The organism is Saccharicrinis aurantiacus (genome assembly GCF_001660705.2).
In the GTDB taxonomy this organism is placed as follows: domain Bacteria; phylum Bacteroidota; class Bacteroidia; order Bacteroidales; family Marinilabiliaceae; genus Saccharicrinis; species Saccharicrinis aurantiacus.
This window is the reverse complement of the sequence record NZ_LYBV02000013.1, coordinates 1-22,050: the sequence shown is the minus strand read 5'-3', so window position 1 is coordinate 22,050 and position 22,050 is coordinate 1. Positions and strand designations below refer to the sequence as shown.

11 protein-coding genes are annotated in these 22,050 nt (G+C 35.6%); 7 read left to right on the top strand and 4 right to left on the bottom strand.

Annotated features, from left to right (window positions below; translation table 11 throughout):
* Nucleotides 1–394 precede the first annotated feature (394 nt).
* A complete protein-coding gene (locus tag A8B35_RS05100; protein WP_075602303.1) occupies nt 395–1,546 on the top strand; it encodes an MBL fold metallo-hydrolase in 1,152 nt (383 codons plus the stop codon).
* A 472-nt stretch (nt 1,547–2,018) separates the two neighbouring features.
* On the opposite strand, the gene A8B35_RS05095 is transcribed toward A8B35_RS05100, so the two are convergent.
* From A8B35_RS05095 to A8B35_RS05085, 3 genes are all read right to left on the bottom strand, one after another.
* Nucleotides 2,019–3,035, bottom strand: coding sequence for a DUF4249 domain-containing protein (locus A8B35_RS05095; protein WP_075602302.1), 1,017 nt, complete (start codon nt 3,033–3,035; stop codon nt 2,019–2,021).
* A gap of 5 nt (nt 3,036–3,040) precedes the next feature.
* Nucleotides 3,041–5,359, bottom strand: a complete 2,319-nt coding sequence (locus A8B35_RS05090) for a TonB-dependent receptor (RefSeq protein WP_075602301.1) — start codon at nt 5,357–5,359, stop codon at nt 3,041–3,043.
* Between the two features lie 239 nt (nt 5,360–5,598).
* On the bottom strand, nt 5,599–7,119 hold the full coding sequence (locus tag A8B35_RS05085; RefSeq protein WP_075602300.1) for a peptide MFS transporter: 1,521 nt from the start codon (nt 7,117–7,119) through the stop codon (nt 5,599–5,601).
* 228 nt (nt 7,120–7,347) lie between these two features.
* Between A8B35_RS05085 and A8B35_RS05080 the strand changes: the two genes are divergently transcribed.
* The 3 genes from A8B35_RS05080 to A8B35_RS05070 all read left to right on the top strand — a co-directional run bounded on the left by A8B35_RS05080 (nt 7,348) and on the right by A8B35_RS05070 (nt 11,523).
* The gene (locus A8B35_RS05080) at nt 7,348–8,856 is read left to right on the top strand and encodes a bifunctional ADP-dependent NAD(P)H-hydrate dehydratase/NAD(P)H-hydrate epimerase (protein ID WP_075602299.1); all 1,509 of its coding nucleotides are present in this window, start codon (nt 7,348–7,350) and stop codon (nt 8,854–8,856) included.
* A gap of 21 nt (nt 8,857–8,877) precedes the next feature.
* Nucleotides 8,878–9,987 (top strand): DUF4831 family protein, encoded by a 1,110-nt coding sequence (locus tag A8B35_RS05075; RefSeq protein WP_075602298.1) that lies wholly within the window; start codon nt 8,878–8,880, stop codon nt 9,985–9,987.
* A 75-nt stretch (nt 9,988–10,062) separates the two neighbouring features.
* Nucleotides 10,063–11,523: an aminoacyl-histidine dipeptidase gene (locus A8B35_RS05070; protein WP_075602297.1), complete on the top strand. Its 1,461-nt coding sequence runs from the start codon at nt 10,063–10,065 to the stop codon at nt 11,521–11,523.
* Between the two features lie 74 nt (nt 11,524–11,597).
* On the opposite strand, the gene A8B35_RS05065 is transcribed toward A8B35_RS05070, so the two are convergent.
* On the bottom strand, nt 11,598–14,414 hold the full coding sequence (locus tag A8B35_RS05065; RefSeq protein WP_075602296.1) for a triple tyrosine motif-containing protein: 2,817 nt from the start codon (nt 14,412–14,414) through the stop codon (nt 11,598–11,600).
* Between the two features lie 285 nt (nt 14,415–14,699).
* Here A8B35_RS05065 and A8B35_RS05060 point away from each other — a divergent pair, with 285 nt between their 5' ends.
* The 3 genes from A8B35_RS05060 (at nt 14,700) to A8B35_RS05050 (ending at nt 21,897) form a co-directional block, all read left to right on the top strand.
* A complete protein-coding gene (locus A8B35_RS05060) occupies nt 14,700–17,294 on the top strand; it encodes a glycoside hydrolase family 2 (RefSeq protein ID WP_075602295.1) in 2,595 nt (864 codons plus the stop codon).
* 12 nt (nt 17,295–17,306) lie between these two features.
* Entirely contained in the window at nt 17,307–20,312 is a 3,006-nt protein-coding gene (locus A8B35_RS05055; protein ID WP_075602294.1) for a SusC/RagA family TonB-linked outer membrane protein, read from the top strand.
* Between the two features lie 97 nt (nt 20,313–20,409).
* A complete protein-coding gene (locus tag A8B35_RS05050; protein ID WP_075602293.1) occupies nt 20,410–21,897 on the top strand; it encodes a RagB/SusD family nutrient uptake outer membrane protein in 1,488 nt (495 codons plus the stop codon).
* The last annotated feature ends 153 nt before the right edge of the window (nt 21,898–22,050 follow it).

Below are 22,050 nucleotides of genomic sequence, written 5' to 3'. Positions count from 1 at the left end.
TTAATATTCAGGTATACTTACCTAGTAAGTTTTTGTTATGCTGTTTGCGAAAATAAGAGAAAAAAACGGTTTCTCTAAACTGTATAAAATCATGTCGCACCTGTAAATGAGATGGATGCTGAATACGGGGCAATACAAATAGTAAAATAATGCACTAGGTTTCATTATCCTTAACTAATAAAGAAGCAGTTTAGTGGTAAATAAGTCTTTTCGTAAATCAATTTGAACATTACAGAGCTCAATATCCTTATTCCAGTATAATAATACCTAAAGCATATAATATTTTATAATAGTTTTATGCAGTTTTTATAGATACAGATAGTATTTATGATTTTAACATTGCATTTTATTGAAGTCAACCCTCTCCATAAAAAAGCAATAGAAATATATTCAAATGAAAAAGGCAATGATGATTATTCTTATAATAATAGTGAGTTTTGCAGCGGCTACTTACCTATTTATGCAGCAAAAAAAGTTTGGAAAGCTTCCGAGTGGCGAACGCTTAGAGCGCATTAAAGCATCTCCCAACTATCGAGATGGTGAGTTTAAAAATCTAAGTCATACGCCTAGTTTAGCCGAAGGGCACAGCATATGGGGCGTTCTTAAAGAGGCCATCTTCTCTGATAAATCAAAAAGAAAACCTTCTGATATAATACCCTCTGAGAAAATTGACTTGCACAATTTGAGTCCTGAAGAGAATATTTTGGTTTGGTTTGGACACTCTTCTTACTTTTTACAAGTTGATGGTAAAAGAATATTAATCGACCCTGTGCTTAGTGGCGCAGCTTCGCCAATTCCGATAACTACAAAAGCATTTGAAGGTACTGATGTATATGCCTATAGCGACATTCCTGAAATTGATTATTTGTTTATTACCCACGACCATTGGGATCACCTAGATTATGAAACAATTATGGCCCTGAAACCAAAACTTAAGCAAATTGTATGCGGATTAGGAGTTGGTTCTCATTTTGATAGATGGGGATTTAAAAAGGAAGCCATTATTGAAATGGATTGGAATGATAAAACCACACTCGATAAAGGGTTTGTGGTTCACACTACCCCTACCCGTCATTTTTCAGGACGAGGATTCAAGCGCAACCAAAGTTTATGGGTAGCCTTTGTTTTTCAGAGCCCAAGTACTCAATTATTTTTTGGGGGCGATGGCGGTTATGATACGCACTTACTTGAAATAGGCAAACAGTTTGGTTCTTTTGATTTAGCACTTATGGAGAATGGCCAATATAACGAGGCTTGGAAGTATATACACATGATGCCTAACGAAGTACTACAAGCTGCCAAAGACCTCAATGCAAAGGCCATTTTACCCGGACACTCAGGAAAATTTAGTTTAGCCAACCACGATTGGGATACCCCATTATCAGAAATTACAAAATTACATAAGGATACAACTTTTCATATTATTACTCCCCTCATTGGTGAAAAAGTACCAATAAGCAATTCTGACAAAACGTATACTTTTTGGTGGAATGGAGAAAAAAACGAAGATGAACCAAAAGTAGAGCTTGTAAACAATAAAAATTAGTATATTAACAAGCAGAATTACTTTTTAGCATTATTGGTTTAATAAATAACAAAAAATCCCACTGAAAATGTTTCAGTGGGATTTTGATTTTCATTACCTCACTAAGCGTTGTTCGTTATACCCACAATGTGCGTTAAAAAACCTATCCACCTCTGAAAATTTATGATTGAACTTAGTATTTAAACCGTAAAAATAATAACCTACTTCGCTATCTTCTTCGTTCATTAATGGCCTTACCAAACATCAACATAGGTTCTACATGCCTACCAGTGACAGGGCCTATTTATTTCACCAAAGAGGCACAAAGTTTACCAAGTTTTTATTTGAGATTTTGTGGTAAAAAAAAGTTTTGTACTATCATACATTCGTTATGACCCAATTTTAATTGGGATGACAACTCGCTATAACAAGGCGCCTATTTTTACTACTTGCCTAGTAGATAAAATTAATTATTTGAAGATCTAACAAGTTACTATTCTCGCACTAATTTTAAGATGTTTGATGTAGAAGCACCCAATATACCTGCTCCTCCCTCTACATTTGAATATATTTTAACGGGTTCTGAAAAGGGATTATCGCCGTAATAAGTCGATTCATCAACTGATTTATAATATCGATATAATCCCTTGGTAATTTTCTGAATATCTACCTCAATGCCTTCTAAATACATTTGTTTATCCACTTCTGAAAGTCCAGAACTTTCATTATAAAGTTGAAGACTTAAAATATAACTATCTCCATCAAATAAAAAATCATTAAATATACCGTAAGAATTGTAAGGGACATCTTCAAATTCATTCTCGCTAATTTTATTAAAATTTAGTACAGGGTCGTCAGATTCAAGGTATCCGGAATAAGGTCGCTTTTGTAAGCTCAATAAAGTTTCTCCTGTTTCGTAATTATATATTATAACAGGGGAATTAATTACGATCCTATAATAATCCTCTCCCGAAAAGTCATGTACTTTAATCTTCATTTTTAAATAAGAACTACTCCAACCATAATAGTCTTCATCCTCCGATATATCAACAGATACAATCTCAGCATTTGCAGGCTCTAGAATATGTGTACTTGCCGAAATAGGAGCAAAAGATTTATCCTGAACCTCTATTGTATATTCGGCGCCCTTAATTGCATACACCTCATCTTCTGGTATATATTTGCTTACACTATAATCTACACCATAATAATCTTGGGCACCTTCATTCCCATCAGGTACATATTCTGATTCATCAACAAATACCATGTTAGTGACAAACTCTTTATCTTTATAAAGTTTTACTTCTGCATTCTGTATTACTATAAACTTATAAGGTTCTGATAAGTTGGTGCTACTACTAATGCCACATGATATTAGCGAATCGGCATTTAGATTGGCATTTAGCACCATAAAGTTCCCAAATTGACTCCCATCATAATCTATAGTCTTTTCACATGATAGGAAAGCAATTACAAAAATAATGACTATTAACTTTTTAATAATATTCATAATAGTTAGAAATTAAAGGTATAAGATACAGATGGTAAAATAGGAAACAGCGATACTTGTTTTAATGAGAACCCATCGTGATAAAGATAAAATGGATTTTGCCTGTTATATAAATTATAAATACTCAAATTCCATGTTCGTGTTCCATTCTTCTTCTTTTTGTGAAAATTACATCCAATATCTAAACGATGATAGTTAGGCATTCTATAGTTGTTTCTATTTTCAAAATATGGTAAGTCAGAGTAACCATTAGAGGACGGCAATGGTTGAATATAATGCGTTGGCAAAGTAACTGCATTACCAGTACCAAATACCCAAGTGGCACCAAAATCAAACTTATCAGATACCTTGCAACTGTATACTGCACTAATATCGTGGGTTCTATCATATCGAGCAGGAAACCATTCTCCGTTATTTAAATTATCGAATAATCGTTCAGAACGTGACCAAGTATACCCAAGCCAACCTGTACTTTTACCTCGTTCTTTTTTTAGCAGAAACTCTACACCATAGGCCTTACCATCACCCGATTCTACTTTCTCTTCCCAATTAATAGAAGATCCAAAAAAAGAAGCACCTTCTTTATATTCAATAATATTTTGCATCTCCTTATAAAAGCCTTCGGTTGAAAATGTATAACCTGGAAATATATTATACACCACTCCACCAGCCACTTGGTGAGATATTTGAGGTTTTACTTTATCAGTTACAGGCAACCATAAATCAGTAGGTAAACCTATGGTTGAATTACTTAAAAGGTGTAAGTATTGTTGCATTTTTGAATAAGCAACTTTAAATGTGAGTTTATCAGTTGCCATATAACGCATACTCAAGCGAGGCTCAATAGAAGAGTAGAAAGAATTATCTACACTAAACATTGAATAGTGCAGCCCTACATTGGCTTTCAGTTTATCCGTTAAGATGATATCATCTTCAATAAAAGTATTAATCTCCTGTGCATTTGTAGGATCATCTCCCGTAGATTGATCAATATTGTCATAATCTCCACTAGCCCTAAAAACTTCAACCCCTGGTGTAAAAGTGTGGTATATATAGTTTAATCCAAACTTTATATTATTGGTATAATTAGGGTACCAATCAAATTCTATTTTAGCACTCATATCGTCAATCCCTGATTTGTATTTGTAAAAAACATCGTCTGTTTTAATATCATACTTATAGGTTTGTGATTCACTCTGCACATTGAAATTGTATTCGCTATAAGTAACTGTAGTATTGCTAAAAAGCTTGTTATTAAATACGTGATTCCACCTTAAAGCTGTGGTTATATTACCCCAAAGTAATTTACTTTCATCTTTATACCTATATCCATTCTGATCATATTCGTAATCATCATTCCAAGCACTACTAGCTTTATCTCTACCTGCGTAAGCACTCAAATACAAACGGTCTTTTTCAGAGAATTTATGATTCACCTTAGCATTTAAATCGTAAAAGTAATAGCCCACAACGCCATCTTCTTCATTCATAAACGGGCGCATTAAAGCATCAACGTATGTACGCCTAGCCGATACATGAAAAGCGGTTTTATCTTTTTTGATGGGCCCCTCTAAGTGAAATTTAGAAGAAACTAAGCCCACTTGAACGCCTCCATGAAATTCCTTTTCATTTCCTTCTTTCATTCTAATATCAACAACCGAAGAAAGGCGACCGCCAAAACGTGCGGGAAAACCCGCTTTGTAAAGCGATACATTTTTAATAGCATCGGGATTAAATACGGAGAAAAAACCAAACAAATGATTGGCATTGTAAACGGGCACACCATCTAGTAAAATAAGGTTCTGATCAGGACCACCTCCGCGTACATATAAACCCGATGTAGATTCTGAGCCCGATTGTACTCCAGGAAGCAATTGTAAGGCCTTCATCACATCAGCCTCTCCCATAAAAGCAGGCATCGATTTTACCATTTCCATAGTAAGCACCTCTTTACTCATCTGGGAGTCCTCGAGTTTATTGGTAACTGCACCACCTACTACGGTTACCTCATCAATAGATTTGGTATAATCTAGTGCCATATTTAGCACCTGATCTTCCTTTAAATTAATTTCTACGATTTTGTTCTCAAAGCCCACATAGGAATACACAATTTTATAATCTCCTTCGGGTAAGGATAAACTATAGAAACCGTATACATTACTCACTGCACCTTTATAGGTGTTGGGATCGTAAATATTGGCGTTAATGAGTTTTTCTCCACTTCCGGCATCAGTAATATATCCTGATATGGTGAAGTTTTTAGTTTGAGAGAAAGCATACGTTCCCATAAGTAGGAAGAGTATGCTCAACAAGTTTGTTTTCATTTAAGTTTAGGTATTTATTAGGTATTATTACTGCCAATCACAAGATTAACAGGTGAAATAACGCACAAACATAAGTATTATTATAAATATATGATACGTTTTTTCATTTTACTAATACACACCGAATCTTACATATGCAGCCTACTGAGTTAAAATGCTAATTTACATACGAAATAATAAGACACAAAAAAGCCCAATGAAAATAATTCCATTGGGCTTACTATATTTTTTAAAAGGTTCTAGTTGATACCTTTCATCATTTTACTCAACCAAGGAGAAAGAATGAATAAAAGAACAGATGCAACTCCAGTAATTACGGCTACAAACCAAAATACATTTACTGGCTGACCTATTGAAGCTTCAACTGATGCAGAAAACTTCTCCATTTGTGATGCACCCATGTTACCTGCTGCAAAAGAGAACATCCAAACACCCATTAGTGTAGAAACTAATTTTGGTGGAGCTAATTTTGTTACCATAGATAATCCAATTGGTGAAATACAAAGCTCTCCCATAGTAAAGATTAAATATACAGCTGTTAACCATAATGGAGATACTAACTGCATTGACTCACCTCCATTAGAAATCCCATCGGCAACAGCCATAACAGCAGCACCAACAGCTAATAACAACATTCCCCATCCAAACTTAAATGGCGTTTTTGGGTTTAGTTTTAACTTATCTAGTTTTAACCAAAGTATAGAAAACACAGGAGCTAATAATACAATAAAAATAGCGTTAATAGCTTGAAACCATGAGGCAGGAATTTCGAAACTCCCAATCATACGGTTAGTATTGTCAGCTGCAAAAAGGTTAAATGTTGTACCTGCTTGCTCAAAACCTACCCAGAAAAAGATATTAAAGAAAGCTAGTATTAATATAACTGCAACTCTAGCCCATTGCTCTTTACTTTCAACTCCGCGAACAATTGAAATAGTAAGATAAATTCCACCAATTGCACCAACTACTTTTGGTATTGTACTTTGAGCACCTTCGCTTAAAGCGTTCCATCCTTGCATGAAACCGATAACACCGAATACTAATACTGCAGTGTAAATACCAACTTTCGTCCAATCAACAGCGTTTAATTTAGTTCTTGATTCATCAGCTTTAGGAGGTAAACCAATACGACCTAAAGTTTTTTCAGAACGAACTAAAAACCAAACTACACCAATTAACATACCTAAACCAGAAGCTAAATATCCATACTCCCAGCTAATTTGCTCGCCTAAATACCCAGCTACAAATGGCGATAAAAATGCACCTAAGTTAATACCCATATAAAAGATAGTAAAACCACCATCTTTGCGCGGGTCATTATTATCGTATAGGTCTCCAACCATAGTTGAAATATTAGGCTTGAAAAATCCATTACCTAAAATAAGAACACCTAATCCAGCATAAAACCAAAATTGACGCGTTTCCATGGCATCGCCACCAATAGCAGCCGCAGATAACAAAAACTGACCAACAGCCATAGTTAAACCACCAATATAAATGGTCATTCGTTGTCCTAATACCTTATCGGCTAAAACACCACCCAAAAGAGGTGTTACGTAAACCAAACCAGTAAAAATACCATAAATGGTAAAGGCAGCTTCTCTATCTAATCCAAAACCTCCTGTTGCTAATTCAGCTGTTAAAAACAGTACTAAAAGAGCACGCATACCATAATAGCTAAATCGCTCCCACATCTCTGTGGCAAAAAGTGTAGACAATCCCATTGGGTGTCCAAAAAATCCTTTATCCTGATTACTCATTTTATAGAAATTATATATTTTGTGATGTTTAATATTTGTATAAGCGCGGCAAAAATAGACAAATTACCCTAGTTAAAAAGTGTTTTTTCTCATATAAACCTGAGTTATACACATAAACTTAAAATATTAAGTAATGATATTTGTATCTTCCGATTGATATAAATAAGGCCTCATAGGTATTATACCATATGATATGGCATGTAAACATCAAACAAAATCATAGAGAGTATGAAGATTCTTCCTCCCCTTCAAATTAAAGCTTTAGATGCATTTACCATTAAAAATGAACCCATCAGTTCAATTGATTTAATGGAAAGAGCAGCCTCCAATGCTGCAGATTACCTACTGCATTACTACCCTAATAAACCTTTTTATATTTTTTGCGGTAATGGAAATAATGGTGGTGATGGCTTGGCTATTGCGCGACTACTCACCAATGCCTTACAGTCGATTCATTGCTACTTTATAGACTTGGGTAAATCTATAAGTGAAGATGCCAGTATAAACCTTGAGCGCTTTAAAGCACTTGCCCCCGATAAAATAAAGTTAATTTCGAACAGTGCTCAACTTGATAATATCCCCGAAGATGGAATTATAATTGATGCGCTATTTGGCACAGGTTTAAACCGACCTATTGAAGGACCAATTGCTGAAATAATTACACAACTAAATATGCTAAACAGAACTGTTATTTCCATCGATATTCCATCGGGATTAATGGCAGAAAACAGTCCTCATCCCAAGCATCCGATAATTAAAGCCACTGAAACCTTAAGCTTTCAAATGCCTAAATTAAGTTTCTTATTTCCTGAATGCGATTGTTACGTTGGAAACTGGAGTTTATTAAATATTGGACTCTCCAATTCGGGCATAGCCTCTAGTAAAACCACCAATTACTTTGTGGATGAAGAAATACCTAAAGTAATATTGAAAAAAAGAAGTCGCTTTGCCCACAAAGGTACTTTTGGTCATGCCCTATTAATTGCAGGTAGTTACGGAAAAATGGGCGCTGCAGTACTATCGGGCAAGGCCTGTTTAAAATCTGGCCTTGGTTTATTAACTTGTCATATTCCGCATTGGGGTTATCAAATAATGCAAACTAGCGTGCCCGAGGCCATGGTAAATATCGATAGGTCGGAAATGTATTTTACGCAATTCCCAGCACTCGACACCTATGCAGCCATAGGCATTGGGCCTGGTTTAAATACTAAACCTAACAGTGCAAAAGCCTTTGAGCAATTATTAATAAATAACCAAAAACCCATGTTAATAGATGCCGATGCTTTAAACCTATTGGCAGAAAATCCCTCTTTATTAAAACATCTTGGCTCACATACGGTTTTAACTCCGCACCCGGGAGAATTTAAACGCTTAGTTGGTGAATGGGAAAATGATACTGAAAAATTAGAAAAGCTTAAATTGTTTAGTAAACAACATAAGTGCACCACCATTTTAAAAGGTGCGTATACCATTATATGCCTTGCTGATGGTACATGCTACTTTAACAGTACTGGAAATCCGGGCATGGCAAGTGCCGGAAGTGGTGATGTGCTAAGCGGAATAATTTTATCTTTACTCGCACAAGGATATTCATGTAAGGATGCATCAATATTAGGTGTATATTTGCATGGCTTGTCTGCCGACATAGCCCTAAATACCGAATCGCAAGAATCGCTTATTGCTAGTGATATAATAAATCATTTAGCAGCAGCGTTTAAAGAGATAAACAACAAATAATATTATACCAAAAACAGTAAAATGCACAAGTACATTAAAACCTTATTTATCGGAGCTTCCGTTGCGTTTTTTGTGAGTTGCTCAGTACCGCAAGAAGTCGTATCAAAAGTTAACATTACGTCAACTAATTCTATTGATGATGCAACCAGTCAGTCATTAAGCTACACCTTACCAAAATCAATTATTCAGGTAGATATTGTAACTGAAAAAGTGATTCAAAAAGCGGGTCCTTTTTACAGATATTCACAACGTTTTTTAAACTTGAACAATGTAATTACCCAGGATAATGAAGAGTGGCACATCAAAAGTGTTAAGGTTTATACCAAAGGTATTGCTGATGAAAACAAAAGGTATAGTATAACTACTGAAGGGAACTCTTCTGCAGATCATATTAACCTAACAAAGGATGGTGTGTTGAGAGGATTTAATAACCCTGCAGAACCAAAAACTACAGCTCCATGCAAGAAACAAGAAGAAATTCCTCATTTAGAGGATATCACCTTTAATGAAGTTGAGCTTACCGAGGATATTTTATTAAAAACCTCCTCAACGGCAATGGCTCAAGAAACTGCCAATATGATTTATAATATCAGAGCCAATCGCTTCGATATTTTATCAGGAAATATTGATAATACTCCAGCTGATGGTATTGCCTATCAGCAAGTATTAAATAGGTTTGATCAAATGGAGAAAGACTTTGTTTCTATGTTTGCAGGTAAAACCATTAAAGCATCAAAAACGCAGTCTTTTAGTTTTGCACCTTCGCAAGAAGGAGGAAATGCAGTTTTGTGCCGATTCTCAAAAAGTAATGGTATTGTAGATGCCATGGACTTAAGTGGTACGCCAATCTATATTAAAATAGATAGAGCTGATTTTAAAAAACTTGAAAACAATAAGGTAGTTGATCCTAAAAAAGAAGATGTAGTACTTCGCAACGGTATTTATTACTGTTTACCAGGATCTGCCAACGTTAAAATTGTTGATAAAAACATTGAGCTATTGAGCCAAGATCTTAAAATTGCTCAATACGGACAAGTAGTTTCTATGCCATCAAGCATACTAGAGAAAGAAGGTACTGTAGTTAAGATTTGCCCAACTACAGGTGCGCTCATTCAAATTTCGGATAAGTAATCATCAAAATAAATAGGCATAAGCCTCACCCAATGGTTTATGCCTCACTATTTATAAATAACAAAAACACAATAAATGGAAAATACTATCGCCCAATTAGAACCTAAAGGTTTATGGGAAAGCTTTTATGCCTTAACTCAGATTCCCCGACCAAGTAAAAAAGAGCAAAAAGCAGCAGACTTTATAGTTGCTTTCGGACAAAAACTAGGTTTAGAAACCATTGTTGATAAAGTTGGAAATATAATTATAAAAAAGCCTGCTACTCCTGGCATGGAGAATGCTAAAACCGTTGTAATGCAGGGCCATATTGATATGGTTCCTCAAAAAAATAGCGATAAGGTGCATAACTTTGAAACTGACCCTATTGAAACATTTATTGAAGATGGATGGGTTAAAGCCAATGGCACAACCTTAGGAGCTGATAATGGTATTGGTGTAGCTGCAGCAATGGCTGTTTTACAAGCTACCGATATAGAGCACGGCCCGATTGAAGCCTTAATTACCATTGATGAAGAAACTGGTATGACAGGAGCTTTTGGTTTGGAGCCTGGTTTATTGGATGCTGATATTTTATTAAACCTCGACTCGGAAGATGAGGGTGAATTATATGTAGGCTGTGCTGGTGGTTCAAATGCCAATGCAACTTTTAAATACACCGAAGTTGAGGCTGATACTAATTCTGTTGCTTTTAACATTTCCCTTACGGGCTTAAAAGGAGGCCACTCTGGTATGGATATTATCCTAGGCCGTGGAAATGCTAACAAATTAATGTTCCGCTTATTGAAGGAGGTTATTGTTTGTTATGGCGCACGCTTATCATCCATTAATGGTGGTAGCTTACGCAATGCCATTCCGCGCGAAGCTTTTGCTACAGTAACAGTACCTTCAAATAATGTAATTGAGTTTGTTGAAACCGTTGAGGAATTTGCTAAAATATTCAAAACAGAATTGGCTGTTACTGAACCAAACTTATCTTTAGTAGCTGAGAAATGTGAATTGCCTGCTTTTGTTATGGATGAAATGGCACAAGACGATTTAGTGAACGGAATACAGGCTTGCCCCAATGGTGTTATCAGAATGAGTGATAGCATGCCAGGCCTTGTTGAAACTTCATTAAACTTAGCTATTGTAAAATCTGAGAATGGCGTAACCAAAGTAATGTGCCTTATTAGAGGGTCGGTAGATTCAGCGAAAGATGATGTGGAATCAACATTAGAAAGTGTATTCAGATTAGCGGGTGCCGATATTGAATTTAGCGGTCAGTATCCAGGTTGGAAACCGAACCCTGATTCAGCAATACTCAATACTATGAAGGAAGTGTACTTTAAGCTTCACGGAGAAACGCCTGAAATTAAAGGCATCCATGCTGGTTTAGAGTGCGGAATTTTAGGAGCAGCTTATCCTAATTGGGATATGATTTCTTTTGGTCCTACAATTCGTTTTCCTCACTCACCTGACGAGAAAGTAAATATTGACTCAGTTGAAAAGTTTTGGGAATATCTAGTAGAAACGCTCAAGAATATTCCAAACAAATAAACTTCGATTTTATTTAATACAGCAAAGGGCATCTCGATTAAGGTGCCCTTTGTTATTTTAGTGCGTAGGTTATATCAATTAAAGTTTTGAATGTATTCTTTAAGCTTAACATCCTTCTGCAAATCCATCTTCTTCTTTAAGCGGTAAATTTTTAAATCCACACTTCGAATAGTAATTTTAAATATTGGTGCCAATTCTTTTGAAGAAAGATTAACCTTCAGGTAAGCACACAATTTAAGATCCTCAGGGCTCAGTTTTGGATGTTTTTCTTTTAATCGTTTAAAGAAATTCTGATGCGCCTCAGAAAAGGCCGCTTCAAACACCAACCAATCTTTAGTTTCGTCAATATTGGTTTTTATCATTCGCGAAAGCTTATCAATATGACGAGCATTTACATATCGCTGTTCCTTTTTTATACCGTGCAATTCCTCCTTAATATTATCAATAACTTCCTTTTTCTTGGTATTCTGTAAAAGCAAGTTTGTTAATTTATCGGTTTTACTCGACACCTCTGATTGCAGCTCTTTCACCTCAGTATTTAATAACTCCTTTGTTCTTAAAAGTAACTGTTCATTTCTTTTCTTTCGCTCCTTTACACGCAGCTTATACAGGCTCCAACGTGCTCTTTTTTCTATTGAAAATCGAATGCCCCAAGCTAATACAATAACAATGAGCAGATAGATCATATAGGCCATGTTTGTTCTAAAAATAGGAGGTTCTATTACAAATGCATAAGTCGTAATTTCAGCCTTACCCAATTCTCTAACCTTTAATTTATATTCTCCTTCTCTAAGGTTTTGAAATTTTACCCAATTCCTATTTTTTATGGATCTCCATTCTGTATGATAGCCTTCTAGAAATACTTCATATTTAGAATCGCTATTATAATTTAAGGCAGAGAAGGTAATTGTTACCGTATTAAAATCATTCGGAATAACACTTATACTATCTACCGTAAAGGTTTCTGCTGACCTATCATTACTAAATTCAACATTTGTTAAGACTGTCTTTTTATTGGCAATAGGATGTTGGAGTAAACTATCAATATTAGAATAAACTAATCCATCTGATAAACAAATAATAAAACTAGCATCGCCTACTTTTCTAATATTTTCATATTTAAAAATAAGATTCCTCTCTACTTTAGACAGATCATACGGAATATTTACAAATTGGCTAGTATTAGGATTGTACAAACGTAATCGGCCGTTTTTTAAGATAAAATTATAGTTATTAATTGACTCTGATACATAACTAATATTTTGCATTGCTGCAGGAGCTTTATACAATTGCTCATTTTTATAATAAACAGAGGTATCATTGGTAACTAAAAGTTGATCATCCCCAACATTAAAAGCTCTAATCCACTTTGAATTCTTGAAGGCAGTGAGCTTACTCAAATCTTTAATTTGTGCACTCTTCAATTCATTATCTGGATAAACATGAAAAGCTTCCTTGTATTGCGAGCTAACTAGCAACGAACCATCTTCAAGTTCAATTACATCGCGCGTTGGTCCATCAATATTATTTATTGTATAATAAAGATTCCATTGCTGGTTTATCTTCTTATAAACGGCCAATCCATAAAAAGAACTTTGGTAAATAATACTTGGGTCTATTTTACTTCGTAAAAATTGATAACCACCAGCTATATGTGACAATTTCCTTAATTGATCTCCCTCTATAATAAAGCTTGCATCATTATGTCCTATAAACAGATTATTATCAATTACATTCAAGCTCCATGCGTGTCCTTCTGTTCCATCAACCAATTCTAGGTTGTGTTTATAGGATTGAAAGGGTTTAACTTTATTACGGTATACGCCTTTATTTGTACATAAATAGTAATAACCATTGTATTCTACCAAGTCGTAATTAATTCCTAATTCAATATTCTTATTTTCTAGGTAACGCAAGGGGTTTTCAATATTGATATGTGATATCCCATTTTCAGTACCAACCCATAAATTAGAATCATCTTGTTTGTATAAACTATGTACTCTATTATTGGCCAATCCATTTTTCTGGTTGAGAACATACTTAATTTCACCGGATAAATTAGCAACAATTAGTCCTCCATCCAAAGTTCCAAAAACATAGGTATCATCCTTCAAATGAATTGCTCTATTAATCTTATATCGTTTGAGTAATTCATTTAACTCCCCATTAAATGGTCGCAACTCATTATTTTCAATAAAAAACAGCCCATTATTTCTAGTTCCTATTAGATACTTGTTCTGCTCAAGTTTAGAAATGTAATTGACCATATACTTACTCAATATAGTATCATCAATTATTTGTCGACTAGATTTATTGGGTTTTAAAGCAAATAAAGCACCGTAATTTACCTGATAAAAGATTTCATTCTCAAGCGGATATGAATAACTAGTATTACCCTCTGCTATACGCTCAATACTAATTCTACCATTGGTATCGAGGTAGAAGTATCTATTAAACGATTGAAATACAACATCCTCATCAAATGAATAAATCTTCCATATATCGGATTGTATATTGGATAAAGAATAGAATGTAGATAAATTTTCACTTTCAATATAGTAGCCCATTATTCCATTGCCTCCCACATAAATAGTATCTCCAATGCAATGCACTGATCGCAGTATATTATCAGTGCTGTGTAGTTCCCAATTCTCTCCATCATATGCTAACAGCCCTAATGAATTGGCAAAATATACCACCCCTTTGTCCGAACTACTTACATCCCAATTTTGATTCTCGGCATTGTAAACATCTTTCATAAATGTAGTCACAGAAGGTGTAACAACCATTTGTTGATTTACATTTGTAGTATTAAGAGCACTTAATTTTAATAATGCTAAATGAAATATTAATACGGTAAACACAGGCCTACCAACTATTTTTATTATCATATGTGTGCGTAAATTATATGTAGTAGTATATGTACAAAACGTTATATAAACTAACAATGTTTATATCAATTTCCCTGCCAAATATAGTGATGTATTAATATATATCTAAAGATTTTTTAACCTTAATTTAATGCTTGTTTACAATCCTACAAAACACTAATAACCCGCATCTTACAAAGACAAAGCAAGACGTGATGTACTTTTGATGTATGGATAATTCATGCACAACAAGGCTTTTTCTGAATATTTGTTCCACAATCACAACAAAGCAATTTCAGAAAACAAATGAAAAAAGGGTTCGTAATAGTCGTCTTAATATTCATCCACTTTTGCACTACTGAGGCACAAGTTAAAACATCATTTAATGATGGATGGTTTTTTAGTTTTAAAAATCAAAAGGAAGATGCAGCACAAGTTGTATTGCCCCACCATTATAATAATGATGCTTACCAAACTGCAAATTATTATAGAGGTGAAGCTACTTATACAAAACATTTTTTTATTGATGCTATCAGTAAAAACGCAGATAGCTACTTATACTTTGAAGGCGTTAACTCTTTAGCTACTGTAATTGTAAACGGAGAAACCATCAAAACTCATAAAGGGGGCTACACTGGTTTTTACGTTAATATTAATGAAGCCATAAAATATGATAGTTTAAATACTATTAGTGTAGTTGTTGATAACACCAATCAAGACATACCTCCCCTTTCGGGTGACTTCACAATTTTTGGAGGAATATATCGCCCTGTGTGGTTCATTCAAAAAAACAAATTACAGTTCGCCATTGATGATCTTGGAGGAGCCGGAGTTAAATTCTATACCAAAAGTATTTCACACACTGAGGCAAGAGGAGCATTAACTATAGATGTTAAAAATAATACTGAAACAAAGTTAAAGTCAACTATCCAAATTAAATGTATTGACCCAAATGGTAAAGAGGTATTTAATAAAAGTATTAAGCAAAACATCAGCAATGGAGTAAAACGCATTGATTACACAATGCCTGAGATTAAAAACCCTATGCTTTGGAGTCCTGACACTCCAAACTTATACAAACTAGAACTTAACATAATTAATAGTAAGAGCGTTGTTGTAGATGCACTTACAGAAAATATAGGTTGGCGTTGGCTCGAATTAGATAATAACAATGCTCTTGTTTTAAATGGGGAAGCACTAAAGCTAATGGGTGTTAGCCGCCATCAGGATAGAGATGCACAAGGAATTGCCCTTACAGATCAACAACATTACGACGATATAGCTCTAGTTAAAGAAATGGGTAACAATTTCATTAGACTAGCACATTATCCGCAATCTAAAGCTGTATTAGATGCTTGTGATGAGTTGGGTTTATTGGTATGGGAAGAAATCCCAGTAGTGGATTTAGTCAATAACAACAATGCGTTTAAAGCAAATGCAAAATCAGCCTTATCAGAAATGATTCAGCAACATTTTAACCATCCATCAATAATTATGTGGGGTTATATGAATGAGGCTATCATTCAAGTTCCTTATAGAATAAAAAATAAGAAAGAGTGTGATGCGCAATATAAAGCTACGGTAGATTTAGCCTATGAGCTGGAAGCTTTAACAAAAGAACTTGATCCTTCTCGATATACAGTTATGGCCTATCATGGCACACAATTGTATAACGAAATTGGCTTAGCCGAAGTTGCTGATATATCTGGTTGGAACCTGTATGATGGGTGGTACGGAAATAGCATAAATGATTTTGAAGATTTTGTAGTCAACGAACATCAAAAATACCCAACACGTCCTCTTATCATCTCTGAGTTTGGTGCTGGATCGGATAAGCGTATTCATAGTTTCAATCCTCAGAAATTTGATTTTTCAATTGAATATCAGCAAGAATTTATGGAGCATTACTGGCCTGTAATTAGAGATTCAAGTTACATTATGGGAGGTGCCATGTGGAATCTTATTGACTTCAGTTCTGCTGCCCGACAAGAATCAATGCCACGCATCAACAACAAAGGTATGGTTTATAAAAACCGTGAACCAAAGGATGTATTTTATTATCAGAAAGCACTACTAACTGACCATGAGCCTGTATTGCATATTGCTACGCGTGACTGGGACAATAGAACTCTATTGGAGACCGATAGTATACAATTCATAAAAGTTTATTCTAATTCTGATAGCATTAAGCTTTATATGGATGATGTATTCATCGGCCAAAAGGCTGTCAAAAACTTTTCTGCCAAATGGGCATTAGCCATTAAAGATGGTAAACATGTATTAAAAGCTACAAGTATCTCTAATGATGGGAAAAAGGCCGACGATATTACTTACATAAATATCAATACGCAAGAAAAACAAATTGCTGGTAGCGATAAAGTAGCTATACATATCAACGCTGGTAGTGAAGCATATTTTCATCAGGATAATTCTTCCATTGTTTTTATGCCTGATGTGGCTTATGAAAAAGGAAGCTGGGGATATATCTCAGGCGAGCCATTAATTAAAGGAGACAGACCAGGAACTACAGCTGAAATAAAAGGTACTAACGATGATCCTTTATTTCAAACGCAACGCCAAGGAGAGTTTACTTACAAATTTGATGTAAAACCTGGCACTTATGAGTTAACACTGCACTTTGCCGACTTACAGCATTCTGGAGCTCCATTGGCTTATGATTTAGGCGCGCAGCAAAATACGCATACCGAAAATGTTAGCATGGATATAACTGTGAACAACACAGTTATTGAGAAAAACTTTTCTCCTTCTGATTTGGTGGGCGGATGCCATAGCTTATCTAAAACCTACCTCATTACAACGGATTCACAATCAATCGAAATAAATTTTAATTCAGTACAGAGCTTACCATTTATCAACGGTATCTCTTTAATAACTAAGTAATAATTATCTATAATGATTAGAAAATTTCTATTTATGTTTTTGCTGCTAAGCCAAGTGGTTTTAGCGCAAGAAACGGTAACTGTAACAGGGCACGTTTTTGACGATTCTGGCTTTGAGTTACCTGGGGCAAGTGTTATTATTAAAGGCACAACTACGGGGGCTTCAACTAACCTTGATGGTTACTTTGAACTTCCGGGAGTAAATGCTTCTGATGTATTAGTTGTATCCTTCATCGGATTAATTAGTCAGGAAGTAACTATTGGAAACCAAACAAACCTTAGAGTTGTACTTAAGAGTGATGCCAGTGACCTTGAGGAGGTGGTAGTAATAGGTTATGGTACCAGTAAATCAAAAGACCTTACTTCGCCTATTGCAAGTGTTTCTGCTGATGAAATTACCTCAATGAACTCTTCTTCGGCAATGACTGCTGTACAGGGTAAAGTTGCAGGTGTAAACATTGTAAACTCAGGTGTTCCTGGAGAAGGTCCATCTGTAAGTATACGTGGTGTTGGGTCTATTCAAAACTCAAACCCGCTTTACGTAGTAGACGGAATGTTTTTAGATGATATCAATTTCCTTAATCCTAACGACATTGAAACAATGTCGATTCTTAAGGATGCTTCTGCTGCAGCAATATATGGTGTTCGTGCTGCAAATGGTGTTGTTTTAATTACCACAAAAGGTGGTGGCAAAAACCGCGAAATGCAGGTTACTTATGATGGATACTATGGTGTTCAATCGGTAACTCAACGTGTTGAAATGGCTAATTCTGCCCAATATGCAGAATTAATGAGAGCTTCTGGTAACGGACGTTTTGTTGATAATGCCATTGCAAAATATGGTGGTGCTAATGGTGTTCCAGGGGTATCAACCGATTGGTATGATGAATTGATTAAAAGCACTGCTCCAATTCAAAATCATAACTTATCTATTACAGGTGGTAATGACAAATCTGCGTATGCCTTTAGTGTTGGTTACTTTAGCCAAGATGGTATTATGGATGCCACTGGTGGATATGATCGTTTTAACCTACGTGGTAAAGTTGATTATGAGGTTTCTTCAAAGTTAAAAATAGGCTTTGGTACTATCTTAACGCAAGAGCATCGCATGATTGATGATGAACAAGCATGGTTTCAAGCTTATGTAAACAATCCAATGTATCCGGTATACGAACAAGAGAATAGTGGTAACTCTTACCCTGTTCCTTTTGATAATCCTCATGACTTAGGTTACGGAACGTATTATTCAAATCCAGTTTCAAGAGCCTATTACCATGGAGATAATAGTTCTGACATCACACGCTTTATGCCAAATATTTATGCTGAGTTAAAGCCGTGGGATAACAAGGATATTACATTACGTTCATCGATGAACATGGATTTCAGATATGGAGCAGCAACATTGTATACTCCAGAGTATGTAGTAGGAAACAACCAACAACTGGTTAATAACTTAAGTAAAACAACCAATTGGAATTACGATTACGTATGGGATAATACCGCAACAGTACGTAATAACTGGGGTGGTCATAGCTTAACCTCGATGGTTGGTTTCTCAGTACGTGAAGAAAATTACCGTTGGTTAAATGGTACTGCTCAAAATGTTACGAACAAAGATTATTTAAGTTCTGGCGATGCCGATACTAGAAGAAGTGACGATGGAGGAGCTCGCTTTAGAGGCATGTCAGCCTTTACACGTTTCTCTTACGATTACAACCACAAATATCTATTATCACTTACAATGCGTGCTGATGGATCATCGAAATATCAACAAAAATGGGGTTACTTTCCATCACTTGGTGCTGGTTGGGTAATTTCTCAAGAAGATTGGGCTAGCGGATTATCAAATGCTAATGTTGATTTCTTAAAAATGCGTGCTTCGTGGGGTCTATTGGGTAACGATAGAGTTCCGGGTAACGATGGCTTTGCTTCTATTGCAAATGGTGGCCTAGGTGATTCAGGTATTTTTGGAGGAACAAACTTAGTTCCGGGTATGGTAAACAATCCAATTTTCACTGATCTAGAGTGGGAAATGGTTGATGAGAAAAACATTGGTATTGAAGCCAAAATGTTCGATTATAGATTAAGTACTGAAGTAGATTACTACAATAGAGAAACACGCAACATGGTTATTTTAACCACGCTTCCTATGGGTAATGGTCACTTATTACAAAATGCAGGTTCTGTTCGCAACTCGGGTGTTGAAGTAATGGTAAACTGGTCGGATAAAATTGGTGACAATTTCCATTATTCAATTGGCGGTAACATCACAACTATTAAAAATGTAGTAACCGATTTAAGTGGTGAGCCATATCTTCAAACAGGAACTGCAGAGTTACCTCAGCGTTCTTATGTAGGAGGCTCATTATACTCATTCTATGGATGGCAAACAGATGGTGTGTATCAAACACAAGCAGAAATAGATGCCTGCCCTATTGCGCAAGATAACAACCTACAAGTAGGTGATTTTAGATATAAAGATTTAAATGGCGATGGCCAAATAGATGATAATGATCGTACTACATTAGGCGATCCAAATCCGGATTTCACATACGGTATTAATGTAGCTGTTGGTTACAAAGGTTGGACTTTAGCTGCTAACTTCCAAGGTGTCCAAGGTGTATCAATATTAAATGCCCGACGTGCCGATATTAACAAACATCCTGAAAATAATGTTGATGCAAACCTATACCATAGCTTGTGGACAGGACCTGAATCAACAAATAGCGCTCCTTCAGCAGAAGGTTTATACCGCTCATGGAATAACGGTCGTTTGAGTGATGCCTTAATTGAAGATGGATCGTATTTCCGTATTCAAAACGTACGTTTATCGTATGATATCCCACGCACGGCTATGGAGAAAATTGGTTTACAGGCTGCACAAGTATTTGTAAATATGGACAGACCATTTACTTTCTTTAATTCAAATGGTTTTACTCCTGAAGTACCAAACGGAATTGATTATTCAGTATATCCTGTACCTGCAATCTTCTCTTTAGGAGCACGCATTAATTTTTAACAATACATTTTATTTGAAACAGCCAGATGAACTTGTTCTGTACTCCAATTTAACATCCATTTGGCGTTTCTTTTAAATGACATAAAATAGCAATTCAATGAAAAAATTAAATAAAATAGCATTAATGCTGATCATGTCAGTTTTAATGTCATCCTGCACCGATTGGTTAGATATTGTTCAAGAAGGAACTATCCCTTCTGAGGATATCGACTATACTGATAAAAGCCTGATGTATGCACCAGTATCTGGGGTATACTCACAAGCACGTGCACGTTTATCGCAATGGGAAATTTGGCCTTTATTAAACGTACGTGGAGACGAAGTTACTAAAGGTGGTGGCTCATTAAACGATCAGGGCGAATACTTAAACGTTGAAAACTTCAACTATCCACTGGCTAAAGGATTTTGGGCTTTAAACAACACATGGGTATCGTTTTACAAATTGGTTTTTAATACACACGATAATCAAGTGCTAATGGATAACTTCCGTGAGCATTTAACTAGTGATGAAGATATTGCATTAATCAATTCTTACGAAGCTGAAATCATCTTCCACAGAGCTTTAGCATACTACCTTATTAGTAACCTTTGGGGTGATGTACCTATCATTAATCCAGAAGATATTACTTACGGTATCCCTTACCAACCTTACCGTAATTCTTTAGCTAAAGTTAGAGAGTACATTAAAGAAGAATTAGATTTCTGTATTCAACATTTACCAGAAACTCAAACATCGCACCCTGGTGCTGTAACCAAATATACAGCAATGGCTTTAAAAGCAAAAGTTGCCTTGATGGAAGGTGATTTCAGTTTAGTTGAATCTATTACAGATCAAATTATTCTTGAAGCTGGTATCAGTTTAAGTGAGGGTGATGCATATTACAATTACTTTAAAATACCTGGAAAATTAGCACCGGAATCACTATATGAACTTCAGTTTACTGATTTTGATAACGGTAGTGGCGACCAAATATACGGTGGCTCATGGTTCGGTCATCAAGGTCCGGCTCAAGGAGAAGCGCCAATAGCTGGTTGGGGTTTCATCATGTTTGAGAAAGAACATTTAGATTTTATGAAAGATCGTAACGAAGATCTTCGTTGGGAGGTTTCTATTTTATCATCAGGCGAATTTACACCTGCAGGAGATTCTATTCCTTTGTTTGAGCCAGATTACCAAGACATAAAAGCTTATTACAACGGAAAGCCTTATGTGCCATCTGATCAAATTACTCCCGGACGTAACGACTATGGCTCAAACAACAATATAAAAGTACTGCGTTATGCCGATGTTCTGTTAATGAATGCTGAAGCTAAAGTAATGGTTGGAGGTAATGCTGCAGGCCCATTAAATGAAGTACGCACAAGAGCTGGTTTAGATCCAATCAATAGTCCAACACAAGATGATATCCTTGATGAGCGTCGTGCTGAACTTTCAGTAGAATGGGGTAACCGTTTCTTCGATTTAGTAAGAACAGGAAAAGCTGGCAAGCTTGAAGGTTTTGTTGCTGGTGAGCACGAGTATTTACCAATACCATTAGCTCAAGAGGATTTAAATCCAAACTTAGCTGAACCAGCAGTTGACTAATTACAAAGGGGAGAGTCTTTCTCCCCCTCAAAAATTAAGAAATATGACAATTAAAAAATATATTTACTCAGGAGCTGTTATTGCAGCCGCTCTATTTTCATCATGCAGCGATACCAAAACGGTTCACATACCGGGTTGGGATAGCTTTAGTGG

Excerpts from the sequence above, each read along its gene's own strand:
- A8B35_RS05065 (WP_075602296.1), bottom strand. The coding sequence starts at position 14,414 with ATGATAATAAAAATAGTTGGTAGGCCTGTGTTTACCGTATTAATATTT.
- A8B35_RS05080 (WP_075602299.1), top strand. The coding sequence starts at position 7,348 with ATGAAGATTCTTCCTCCCCTTCAAATTAAAGCTTTAGATGCATTTACC.
- A8B35_RS05095 (WP_075602302.1), bottom strand. The coding sequence starts at position 3,035 with ATGAATATTATTAAAAAGTTAATAGTCATTATTTTTGTAATTGCTTTC.
- A8B35_RS05090 (WP_075602301.1), bottom strand. The coding sequence starts at position 5,359 with ATGAAAACAAACTTGTTGAGCATACTCTTCCTACTTATGGGAACGTAT.
- A8B35_RS05085 (WP_075602300.1), bottom strand. The coding sequence starts at position 7,119 with ATGAGTAATCAGGATAAAGGATTTTTTGGACACCCAATGGGATTGTCT.
- A8B35_RS05050 (WP_075602293.1), top strand. The coding sequence starts at position 20,410 with ATGAAAAAATTAAATAAAATAGCATTAATGCTGATCATGTCAGTTTTA.
- A8B35_RS05055 (WP_075602294.1), top strand. The coding sequence starts at position 17,307 with ATGATTAGAAAATTTCTATTTATGTTTTTGCTGCTAAGCCAAGTGGTT.
- A8B35_RS05060 (WP_075602295.1), top strand. The coding sequence starts at position 14,700 with ATGAAAAAAGGGTTCGTAATAGTCGTCTTAATATTCATCCACTTTTGC.
- A8B35_RS05070 (WP_075602297.1), top strand. The coding sequence starts at position 10,063 with ATGGAAAATACTATCGCCCAATTAGAACCTAAAGGTTTATGGGAAAGC.
- A8B35_RS05075 (WP_075602298.1), top strand. The coding sequence starts at position 8,878 with ATGCACAAGTACATTAAAACCTTATTTATCGGAGCTTCCGTTGCGTTT.
- A8B35_RS05100 (WP_075602303.1), top strand. The coding sequence starts at position 395 with ATGAAAAAGGCAATGATGATTATTCTTATAATAATAGTGAGTTTTGCA.